The organism is Anaerosacchariphilus polymeriproducens (genome assembly GCF_003363435.1).
GTDB lineage: Bacteria > Bacillota > Clostridia > Lachnospirales > Lachnospiraceae > Anaerosacchariphilus > Anaerosacchariphilus polymeriproducens.
Window position 1 is genome coordinate 193,410 of record NZ_QRCT01000049.1, and the last position, 11,952, is coordinate 205,361.

The 11,952-nt window shown below is 32.1% G+C and carries 11 protein-coding genes; all 11 read right to left on the reverse strand.

Going from position 1 to position 11,952, the window contains the following annotated elements:
* Position 1: 1 nt before the first annotated feature.
* Complete coding sequence (locus DWV06_RS14375; RefSeq protein WP_115482882.1) at positions 2 to 1,666, reverse strand: glutamine--tRNA ligase/YqeY domain fusion protein; 1,665 nt, start codon at positions 1,664 to 1,666, stop codon at positions 2 to 4.
* Between the two features lie 73 nt (positions 1,667 to 1,739).
* Complete coding sequence (locus DWV06_RS14380) at positions 1,740 to 2,990, reverse strand: ABC transporter permease (protein ID WP_115482883.1); 1,251 nt, start codon at positions 2,988 to 2,990, stop codon at positions 1,740 to 1,742.
* A gap of 2 nt (positions 2,991 to 2,992) precedes the next feature.
* Complete coding sequence (locus DWV06_RS14385) at positions 2,993 to 3,904, reverse strand: ABC transporter ATP-binding protein (RefSeq protein WP_115482884.1); 912 nt, start codon at positions 3,902 to 3,904, stop codon at positions 2,993 to 2,995.
* A gap of 37 nt (positions 3,905 to 3,941) precedes the next feature.
* A complete protein-coding gene (locus DWV06_RS14390; protein ID WP_115482885.1) occupies positions 3,942 to 4,499 on the reverse strand; it encodes a DUF2812 domain-containing protein in 558 nt (185 codons plus the stop codon).
* Positions 4,496 to 4,825, reverse strand: coding sequence for a PadR family transcriptional regulator (locus tag DWV06_RS14395; RefSeq protein WP_115482886.1), 330 nt, complete (start codon positions 4,823 to 4,825; stop codon positions 4,496 to 4,498). The genes DWV06_RS14390 and DWV06_RS14395 overlap by 4 nt, the downstream gene beginning before the upstream one ends.
* 193 nt (positions 4,826 to 5,018) lie before the next feature.
* Positions 5,019 to 5,663 (reverse strand): pentapeptide repeat-containing protein, encoded by a 645-nt coding sequence (locus DWV06_RS14400; protein ID WP_115482887.1) that lies wholly within the window; start codon positions 5,661 to 5,663, stop codon positions 5,019 to 5,021.
* Positions 5,664 to 5,735: 72 nt separating this feature from the next.
* Positions 5,736 to 6,677, reverse strand: coding sequence for a DMT family transporter (locus DWV06_RS14405; protein ID WP_115482888.1), 942 nt, complete (start codon positions 6,675 to 6,677; stop codon positions 5,736 to 5,738).
* A gap of 6 nt (positions 6,678 to 6,683) precedes the next feature.
* Positions 6,684 to 7,493 (reverse strand): helix-turn-helix domain-containing protein, encoded by an 810-nt coding sequence (locus tag DWV06_RS14410; RefSeq protein ID WP_115482889.1) that lies wholly within the window; start codon positions 7,491 to 7,493, stop codon positions 6,684 to 6,686.
* A 154-nt stretch (positions 7,494 to 7,647) separates the two neighbouring features.
* A complete protein-coding gene (locus DWV06_RS14415; protein ID WP_115482890.1) occupies positions 7,648 to 8,934 on the reverse strand; it encodes a PLP-dependent aminotransferase family protein in 1,287 nt (428 codons plus the stop codon).
* A 159-nt stretch (positions 8,935 to 9,093) separates the two neighbouring features.
* Positions 9,094 to 11,106, reverse strand: a complete 2,013-nt coding sequence (locus DWV06_RS14420; protein ID WP_115482891.1) for an ABC transporter permease family protein — start codon at positions 11,104 to 11,106, stop codon at positions 9,094 to 9,096.
* Between the two features lie 52 nt (positions 11,107 to 11,158).
* Positions 11,159 to 11,824, reverse strand: a complete 666-nt coding sequence (locus tag DWV06_RS14425) for an ABC transporter ATP-binding protein (protein ID WP_115482892.1) — start codon at positions 11,822 to 11,824, stop codon at positions 11,159 to 11,161.
* Positions 11,825 to 11,952: the final 128 nt, after the last annotated feature.

Below are 11,952 nucleotides of genomic sequence, written 5' to 3' on the forward strand. Positions count from 1 at the left end.
TTTATTGTGGTAACTTAAAAGAACTCTTTAATGGTACAATTCGATTAAATACTAAATGATCTGTTGTAGAATCTTTTGCATCTACACAGAAGTAACCATTTCTAACAAACTGAAAACTATCATATACCTTAGCATCCCTCAAAATAGGTTCTACGAAACATTCTTTTAAAACAGTTAATGAATTCGGATTTAGATTTAGACTTCCATCTTCATTATAAATACCTTTTTCTTCATCAATAATATTCTCATATAGCCGAATCTCAGCTTTAACAGCTTCTGCTGCCGGTACCCAGTGAATGGTACCTTTTACTTTTCTACCCGTAAATCCGCTTCCGCTTTTGGTATCTTTATCATAGGTACAATGGACTTCTATCACTTTACCATTTTCATCTTTTACAAAGCTTTCACATTTAACAAAATATGCATGCATTAACCGGACTTCATTCCCAGGATATAAACGGAAATATTTTTTAGGAGGTTCTTCCATAAAATCTTCTCTGTCAATATAAAGTTCACGGCTAAATGGTATTTTCCTCATTCCTAAATTTTCATTTTCCATATTATTAGCAACATCTAAATATTCCACTTCACCTTCCGGATAGTTATCAATTACTAACTTAATCGGATCTAATACCGCCATTACTCTGGATTTCTTCAATTTTAAATCTTCTCGGATACAATATTCTAACATAGCATAGTCAACGGAACTATTACTCTTTGAAACGCCACATAACTCTACAAACGTCTTTATAGACTCCGGAGTAAACCCACGTCTTCTTAATGCTGCAATAGAGACAAGTCTTGGATCATCCCAGCCATCTACAATTCCGTCATCTACCAGTTTCTTAATATATCGTTTTCCTGTCACGACATTTGTTAAATAAAGCTTCGCAAATTCTATCTGCTTTGGCGGATGTTCATATTCCAACTCTCTTACAACCCAGTCATATAATGGTCGGTGATCCTCAAACTCTAAGGTACATATTGAGTGGGAAATCCCTTCAATCGCATCTTCAATCGGATGTGCAAAATCATACATTGGATAAATACACCATAAATCTTTCGTTCTATGATGTGACATATGTGCGACACGATAAATAACAGGATCGCGCATATTCATATTCGGGGAGGCCATATCAATTTTAGCTCTTAAAACTTTTTCTCCGTCTTGATATTTCCCTTGTCTCATCTGCTCAAACAATATAAGATTTTCATCTATGCTTCGTTCACGATATGGGCTGTCTTTCCCGGGTTCTTTTAATGTGCCTCTATATTCACGTATCTGCTCTGCGGTCAAATCACAAACATACGCTTTTCCTTTTTTAATCAGTAAAACTGCCGCTTCATACATTTGCTGAAAATAATCAGAAGCAAAAAACAAGCGTTCTTCCCAATCAGCTCCTAACCATTCTATGTCCTGCTTAATAGACTCTACATATTCAATCTTCTCTTTTGTTGGATTTGTATCATCAAATCGCATATTAAATTTGCCATTATATTTCTTAGCCAGACCATAATTTAAAAGAATAGACTTAGCATGTCCTATATGCAGATAACCATTAGGTTCCGGGGGAAAACGGGTATGAACTGAATCACAACATCCTTCTTCCAAATCCTTCTCAATTATTTGCTCAATGAAATTTTTTGATACCACTTCATTTTCCATAGTGTTCCTCCTGTGTAGCTCTTAATATTCAAACATTTTAACATATTTTCTATCCTTATGGAAGTAGATTAATTTATTTCTGTCTTAACGTCTTTAAAGCCTGAGAAATTTTAATTGGATTTCCATAACGTAATGTACCCATACGATAAATTTTTGCACCTAAAATCCCTACACCTATTACTGATATCAATAAAATGAGAAACGATACGATTACTTCCCAAGGTTCTACCTTACCTAATGCAACTCTTGCAAACATTGCACTATAAGAACTGAATGGTAAAAAGGAAGCAACTTTTATAAAGATTCCGTCTACATTTTGCAACTGCATCAAAACCCCAAAGTAAACAAACATAATAATCATCTGAATACCTCCGGTACTCTTATTCAAATCTTCTGTCTTTGAAACCAATGCCCCTACAGCTCCATAACAGAAGGCATAGAACAAGAAACCACCAAGCCCGAAAAATGCAAAAGTAATTAAAGACTCTGCAGGTATTTTCATGAACATATCTAATACACCATTCCAATATTCCCGATTCACTTTATATAATACTAAAATTTCACATATAATAATTCCAGTCTGAACCACTCCTGCTAAAGCTCCTGCTATGACTTTACCAAAAATCAGAAAATTAGAATTGACGCTGGTTACAAGAACCTCTATAGAGCGATTACTCTTTTCTGCTGTAATAGAAGTAGCTATCATATTAGAATAAAATATAATCATCATAAAAATAATAATAATTAAAAAATAACAATACCAATAGTTTTTCATCGTATCTTTACCAAGAACTTGCTCTTTTACATTAACAGGTTGATTGAATGCTTTTTGAATGGATTCATAATCAAGTCCGTTTTTCTGACAATATATTTGCCGGCCTATCGTATTTAGAACTTCTTTAAAAGTTTCCGTATTACTATCCATCATTCCTTTATTTATAACATAATATTCAAGTTCTGTTGTTGATTTTACTACAAAACCACAATCAACGTCTTCTTTTTCCACTAATGACTTTATTTCTTCAATATTTTTTGCTATAATCCACTTTGTCTCGGGAAATGCGGCTTTCAATACCGTCTGTTCTTTAAAATATCCATTCTGATCTAATAAGGCAAACTTTTGATATTCTTCCTCTGGCACTTCTTCCTTCTCTTTTTCAAGTGATTTCATGGGAACACCAAAAAAATCTGACATATCAATAAAACGAGGAAGAGTAAAAAATATACCGATAATAAACGCTATAATAAGCGTTGTTGTTATATATGTTTTATTTTTAAAATAATTCGTCAATTCAAATTGTAACACCGTAATAAATTTTTTCATTCTTATTCACCTGCCTTTGCAACAAAAATATCATTTAATGATGGTTCATAATTTCCAAAATGCTCTAATTCAATATCCGTTTTTAAAACTTCTTCTAAAAGATTGTTCTTTTTGTAATTTTCCTTTAGTTCTAAAATAAGATAATCTTTTTTTATATCTTTCACTATTACCATTTGGGAAAAAATACTCTCACATTTCTGTTTTAACTCTTCTAAAGAATAATTTTCAGAACTTATAATAACTCTTCCCTTACCAAAATCCTTTTTAATTTCCTTTAATTCTCCATTTAAAACAATATTTCCACGATTAATTACTGCTATATTTTCACAAAAATCTTCCACATATGCCATCTGATGACTTGAAAAAATAACAAGTTTACCCTGCTGTATTAATTCTTTTACTACATCTTTTAATATCTGAGAATTTACAGGATCTAAACCACTGAAAGGCTCGTCTAAAATAACGATTTCAGGATTACATACCAATGTAGAAGCCAACTGCACTTTCTGTTGATTCCCTTTCGATAAAGTTTCCAGTTTTTTATTTTCATACTCAGATACTTCCAAGCGCTTGAGCCACTTTTTAGAATTATCACTTGCTTCTTTTTTGGAAATACCTCTTAAACAAGCCAGATAAATCATTTGCTCGATCACTGTCTTTTTTGGATAAAGTCCTCTTTCTTCAGGCAGATATCCTATTTGATATTTACTTCTGTCAAAAGGCTTCCCATCCATTAAAATTTCTCCTGAATTTGCACGGAATACATCCATCAAAATTCGAATGGTAGTTGTTTTTCCTGCACCATTCCTACCTAATAATCCTAACGCTTTTCCACTTTCTACTTGAAAAGATATTCCATGCAGTACTTCTGTTTCTCCGAAACTTTTTCTTATATTCTTTACTTCAAAAACCATCTGTTTCTCCCTTCTGGAAATATTTATTTTATAATTGTTAATTATCAAATAATTCTTTGTTTTTTTCTAAACATTTAATCTTTTTATGTAATGGTATTCCTACACTAAACAAACAGGTTGCAACAACAATAAGAAGAAATCCGCAAAAAAAAGGAAACCATGTAACACTTTCGTTGGAATTTTTTAAGTAAATTCCTAAAATCATTTCATAAAGTGCAATAAAATATTCTAGAGCTGCCAATGAAAACCACCAATTTCTTATCTTTTTGTATTGTTTCATTTTATCTTCCATACCTGAAAATATTTCAAATGGTCCATCTTCTTTTTTCTTTCGTAATATTGACCAATACATATATGTACCAACACACTCTACTTTTAATTCTTTTAAAAACTCAATGTATTCAAGATTTTCAGGATGTTTTCCAAAATGTCTCATAAATTCTATACGATATTCATACTCATCAGGTTTTCCTTCTTCAAAAACATAGACCGCCCAATAATATCCTACTAATTGAAGTCCATTTAAAGACATTTGATTCAACCATTTTTCTTCTTTCTCATAATTATAAAAAGGTTTAAAAACAGTTTTTTTCACTTCTCTTTCCTCCCAACTACCCGGTGACCATTATCAAGCAATTCCTGTAAACGCTCTAATTCAGCATCTATCATATTTTCTCCTTCTTGGGTAATAATGTATTCTTTTTTCCTTGACTTTTTTTCTCCTTCAACCGCCTGAATCCATTTCTTTTCAAGCAAAGTATTAATTGCACCATAGAGAGTTCCAGGACCTAACGTTACTCTTCCCTTACTTAAATTAGTAACATTCTGCATTATTCCGTAACCATGCATTGGTTCAAAAAGTGAAAGCATTATGTAATACACTGCTTCTGTTAATGCACCCCGGTCCATTTTTTCGGCCATTTTTATCTCTCCCTTCTTTATCATATCGCAAACCGTTATATCGTCTTCCGTAATAAAATATATCGTAAACCGATATATTTGTCAATACTTAATTCTACAAAATATTTCACTTGAACTTTTAGCCACACACTAATTTTAATAATAAAAAAAGAGCGTCACATAATTTTGTGCAACACCCCTAATAACTATCTGTTCAATTAACAATAACTCCCCAAAGTCCAATTAAATTAGCTGCTTGAAACATATTGATGATGGCTCCTTTAAGTTCTACAGGCGGAGTTGATACCGTAGGAGCGGCAAACTCATTTTTAGTAAAATCAACCGTCGCTAACATCGTTTTGAAAAAGTTATTTTTTATAAAACGAGAATTTATTGCAGAAAATTTTTTCAGTTTTGCTTCAGATAATGAAGCTTCTGTAAAATCTACATTGTCAAAGAAAACATCTGAAATTTTCGTTTTATTAAAATTTGAATATCTAAAATTTGATTGTTCAAACACTGTTTGTTTCATTAATGATTCATTCATATCTATGCCCAAGCATTTACAGGATATAAACCGGCAGCGTTCAAAATAAGAACCTGCGAAAATACAGTTTGACAAATCACAAGACTGAAATTCTACATCGACAAAACCGGCTTTTTCAAAGTTGCAATTCAAAAACATACAATTCTTAAAAATACTTTTCCGTATCTCTACTTTATATAAATCCTTGTCTTCCAATCTCTGGTCATAACTTTTAATCCCTATAATCGGAATCTCTTCCTGCAAATATTCTCTCGTATAGGTATAAAAGTCTTGTATTAAATTAAGTTCTTTTGGAATTTGTGGTTTTTTCATATTCTTAATTTTATTCCTTTTATTTTATTTACACCCAGATTCTACCATACAAATCATTGTAAATCAATCGTATCAGCTCACAGAATTCTTACTCTGTTTAAATAGGATTAAATTGGTCTCGTCTTTTGGTTTCTTTTGCTTTCTTTCCGATAAAATCAATCCCATTAATGTCAGTAAGGTCCCTAACGCAGACAGCCATGTTATCTGTTCCTTTAGAATAAATGCGGATGTAATCACTGTAATGACTGGAACTAAGTAAATATAAACACTAGTTTTCACTGCTCCCAATACTTTAATAGACCAATTCCATGAAACAAAGCATATTGCGGACGCCCCAAATCCTAAATAAAATAAGTTTAGTAAATTAATTGGTTTTATAAGTGTTCCCACCTCTATGTTAAAAGGCAACAATATAACTGCCGGTATCATAAATACTAATCCGTAGAAAAAAATCCTTCTGGTAGTCTGAACAATATTGTATCCATATTCTCCAAGTTTCTTAGTAAGTATCGAGTAAACAGCCCATACCAAGGCAGCTAGTATTCCCAAAAAATCTCCCATCGGATTTAACTTAAATACACTACTTCCATTAAAACTAATAAAAGCAATTCCTATCATTGCAAGTAAAAATCCAATAAAAAAACTCTTTTGAAGTCCTTCCTTGCGAAGTAGCTTATTTGCAAATAAATAAGTAAAAAACGGTGCAACTGAAATTATCACTCCAATATTAGAAGCAAAGGAATAGGTTAAAGCTATGTTTTCCAACAAAAAATATAACGTAACACCACATAACCCAGCCAATGCAAAAATTATTTCCTGCTTTTTATCATTAAGCTTTAAAGCTCTTGGATAAAACAAAAAGAGTGCTATATATCCAATGATAAAACGTATAAACAAAATCGTAACAGGCGTAAAATCACGTAAAAGTATCTTCGTTGAAATAAAAGTCGTACCCCATATAAGAATCGTTATTATAGCCATTAAATGCCCTTGTAAGTTTTTATTCTCTTTCACTTTACATCACTCCTTAAAAATATTTCTGTATTGTCCTGGTGTTAATCCAATAAATCTCTTAAAAAAATTTGAAAAATGACTCTGATCTGAAAAACCAGTCTTCATTGCAGCATCAATAGGTAACATACCTTGTTCCAATAATTTTTTTGCCTTATTGATTCTAATACTCTGCAGATATTGATACGGGGTAATTCCTTTTATTTTTGTAAATGCTCTTAACAAAGCATACTTATTGATATCTGCAGCGGCACATAAATCTCCCAAGGTAATAGGTTCCTGATAATGCATGTCTACATATTCAACAACCTTTTTCACATGTTTTTCATTCATATTTACTTGAGCCGGTTTCATTTTTGCATATTTTGATATTATCTGTTCAATAAGAAACAAAAATAGTTCTTCTTTTAAAAATGAGTTATTTTTCTGCATAATCATTTCATGCATATCACGTAATTGAGCAATTAATTCAGAATGAAAAATGACAGCTTCTGAAAAATTAGGCAAAACTCTCATGCCTATAAACGATTCTAAAAGCTCAAACATAATATCTTCTTTTATATTCAAACAGCGATAATCCAAAGCTCTTTGATCTATCTGTTCGCAGGAATGATTATCTCTTGGGTTGAACAATATCAAATCTCCCGTTTCAACAATATAATCTTTATTTTTACAAGATAAGCTTCTTTTTCCATGTTCTACAAATCCAATAACATAATAGTCATGAAAATGATTGGGAAACTTCTGCATTATTCCTTGGAATTGATATGCTTCTATTTTTAATTGATTGTCATAACACACTTTTCTAATTTCTTCCATACTTACCTCCCGCCTATCCATTGATAAATACTTTAACAGTACTAATTTATAAAGTCTTGAATGATATTTGCAAAGTTATAACTATAAATAGTGAAAATTTCTGTATAAATAATTAAGCTGATACAAACATTCGTTTGATATCAGCTTTTCATAGTTATTTATTTTCAAGTAATTGATTTACTCCTACCAGTTTCACACAAAGTGCAAATAATTCTGTAGCTTTTTTTAATTCAGATAAATTTGGAAACGTAGGAGCAATTCTAATATTAGAATCATGTGGGTCTTTTCCATATGGATAAGTAGCACCAGCCGGAGTCATTACTACTCCTGCTTCCTTACATTTTTTAATAATCTCTTTTGCACACCCTTCCATAGAATCAAAGGAAATAAAATATCCACCTTTGGGAGAAATCCATTCTCCAAGTCCTGTACCTCCAAGTTCTCTTTCCAAAATAGTAAGAACCATCTCAAATTTAGGTCTTAAAATTTCTGCATGCTTTTTCATATGATCTATCATACCATCAAAATCTTTATAAAAAAGAACATGTCTCAATTGGTTTAATTTATCATGGCCAATTGTTTGTATCGTCATATGCTTTCTAATTTCTTCTAAATTCGGTTCGGATGTAGCGATAGCAGCAAGACCTGAACCCGGAAAACTGATTTTGGAAGTAGAACAGAATTTATAAACCATATCCGGATTGCCGGCCTTTTTACATTCTTCTAAGATTTCTATTAAATAATCCTGATCATCTTCATATAAGTGGTGTACTCCATAAGCATTATCCCAATATATTCTAAAGTCTTTCGCTGCCGGCTGTAAGCGGGCAAACCTACGAACAGTTTCATCTGAATATGTAATACCTTGAGGATTTGAATATTTGGGTACACACCAGATACCTTTGATTGAATCATCTTCTTTTACCAGTTTTTCAACCATATCCATATCAGGACCAGTAACCGTCATAGGAACATTGACCATTTCTATACCAAAATATTCAGAAATAGAGAAATGTCTGTCATAACCGGGAACCGGACATAAAAATTTCACTTTATCCAGCTTACACCATGGTTTACTTCCCATAACTCCATGTGTTACTGATCGGGAAACAGTGTCAAACATAATATTTAAACTGGAATTTCCGAAAATAATCATATTATCAACTGGTACTTCCGACATGTCTGCTAAAAGTTTTTTGGCTTCCTTTATTCCATCTAAAATACCATAATTTCTACAATCTACACCCTGTTCACATACCAGATTGTCAGTACTTTTTAAGACATCCATCATTTCCATAGATATATCTAATTGATCTGCTCCCGGCTTTCCGCGCGACATGTCTAAACTAATATTCTCTGACATCACTTTTTTATATTCTTCTTCTAATTGTATTTTCTTCTGGAGTAACTCTTCCTTACTCAACTCTTTATATGATTGCATTTCGACCCTCCTAATTTCCCTTGAACATCACTACATTATAACAAATAATTATTTCCAATGCAATTTTAAAATCTTCAAATTGCAAATTGGCTATGTTTTTATTTATTCTCTAGATTATTCCATATATATCCTCTCAGCTAGACTTTTTTTCATGACTTTCTAAAAAAAAACAATAGATATGAAAACCTCTGATATAAATAATACAATAAGTAGAACTATCAAAACAACTGTTTCTGATTTAAAACCACTCCAGTATTTTAGCATTCCAGACTGTTCTAACAAGGGGTTGAATATACTATTCACCACAGATATTCCTCCAAAAGTCAAAACAGTCAGAATCAAAATAAAATAAAGTTCTTCCATTAAAAACCTCTTATAAAACTGCTTTCTCGTCATCCCTATACATTCTAGTACGGCATATTCTTGTGCATTAACTAAACTGTCTGACACTTTAGCGATAACCCTTCCAGCAATACCTAATGCACCGAATACCAGAAGTAAAAACATTCCTAAAAATATTACACTCTGTATAGTTTGATCATTGTAAACTTTATTTTTAACTGATTCCTTTGTTTCCGTTGTTAATTCAGCTTTTATAATTTCTTTTTTTATTCCTGCGTTATAATTCTTAAGTATGGATTTAACCTCTGATAAAAACCGATTCCCATAGCCAGGAACTGCATCTGCTGAAAAATTAATACATTTTTTACTTATTATGTGTTCACCATATTCTGAAGCTGGCAAATAAAATATCACATTTCGAAACATATTTTTAACGCTAAACCGTATTTCTGTATTTAAATTGGCTTTACATACAGCAAGAACAGTATATTCTTTTTCTGTGGCACTGTTATCATATGCTACGGTAACGGTATCTCCCACATGATAAAAATCCAGCGTATTGGCATCTTCCGGCACAAAATCATACAGACCCCATGATGACTGTGCACAATATATGATATACTTCCCGGTTGCCAGCTTATCTAAATCAATTTCCCCTTCTAATACTTCCAGCTTTGATAGAATATAATCATCCGCCCCATATAAGGCCATCTGATAATTCCCATTGCAATCTTTTTCTGCAAATGCAAAATCAAACACATTATCTTCATATTTTTCTGTATACCGTAGAGTGTTTTTATCCTCTTTCAACGCAGCATCACTTATTACTTTTTTACCATCTTTATCGGAAACGGTATTATAATCAAAATTGAAATAGACTGCCCCACCAGCCTGAAAGTACTTACTCTCTTTTACTTTCCTGATGACCGAACAATCAAAATTTTCATATGGATTATACTTTTCCATATCACTAGGAGCATATACTATTCCATCAAAATAACCTTCTGTTCCAATCATAACATCTGATTTCATATAGAGTTCAGCCCATTTTTCCGGTGATATTTCAATAAAGATATTAATAAGAAGATTTATGCCAACAAAGCAACAAGCTATGCATACAGCATAAAATATCGTTTGAGGTAATCTGCTAAAAAGCTGTTTTAATGCCATTACAGGTATTTTCCCACCTGATTTACTTTTACGCTGATACCACTTTGTAGACTCCGTACTCCCTATCGTAGCTTTTGGTGTAGTTTCATCCAAAGTAAGTACCGATAACATCATGTTAAAAAAAACAAATGCAAATGCAAAACCGATTATTATCAAGTAGTATTTTACATCCCAGCTGATTTCCAAATGCATTCTAAGTAAATTTTTCATAAAAAAACGTAAACCCAAACAAAGAGTGGTGCCTGCAACTACTCCTAAAAACAAATTTAAAAATATTTTTTTAAAGAACTGCCTGATTACCATATGTACCAACTGTTTTTTCGTAGCTCCTACCATAAGCAGCTTCGTATAAAACCTTGTATCCTTTTCTCGGCTCAGGGAAAAATAACTGTATATCATAAGAAATCCCAAAACCCCTGAAATACTTACGGCAACCCATGGTGCAAGTCCCACCAATTGATACTCAACACCTACCAATTCTTTCCCTTCTGCAGCATACGATGCTTTTATATTCGTTGCAATGCTCGTAATCATAATTGTTAGCATAATCATAACAGTAACAGTAGATATTATGAGAACAGATGCCATTCTGTTTTTACTTCTTTCATTAATTGCAATACGCTTATTTAAATATTGTATAATTTCCTTATGTTTGTTCATTGTATTCTCCCTTATTCGTACAAAATAAACCTTCCCCTCCTTTCCATTCTGCTTATTTCAATATCATACCATCCTCAATACGCAATATTCTATCTGCCGTTTTCGCTACTTCTTCATTGTGTGTTATCATAATCATTGTCTGTTTAAATTCCCTCATTGTAAATTTCAATAATTCAAGTACATTTTTCGTATTTTCCGAATCTAAATTACCGGTAGGTTCATCCGCTAAAATAATTGCTGGTTTATTTACAATAGCTCTTGCTATTGCAACCCTTTGCTGCTGTCCGCCGGATAACTCATATGGCATGCTTTCTGTTTTATCTTGTAATCCAAGGACTTCTATAATATTCTTTACATATTTATGGTCTATCTTCTGACCGTCTAATTGTAATGGCAGTACAATATTTTCATAAACGTTTAATATATGAATCAAATTAAACTGCTGAAAAATAAACCCAATATTTTTTCTCCTAAAAATGGTTTTCTCTTCTCGATATATACGCTCTAAATTTTTCCCTGCAATCCATACCTTTCCCTTGGAAGGATTGTCCAATCCGCCTAATATATTTAACAGCGTGGATTTTCCACTTCCGGAACTACCTGAAATGGCAACAAATTCTCCTTTCTCCACTACAAAACTAAGCCCCTTCAAAGCTTTAACTTCATTATAACCATCTCCATATGTTTTTTCGATATTATCTACCTTTAAAATACACATTTCTAACCTCCAATAAATAATAATTAGCTATTATATAACAACACTATTTAAAATTCTCCTTTATATGCAATAAAAACATTTTTTACAAATTTATATCGAACCTTGGGAATGGAAAATTCCATTCCATT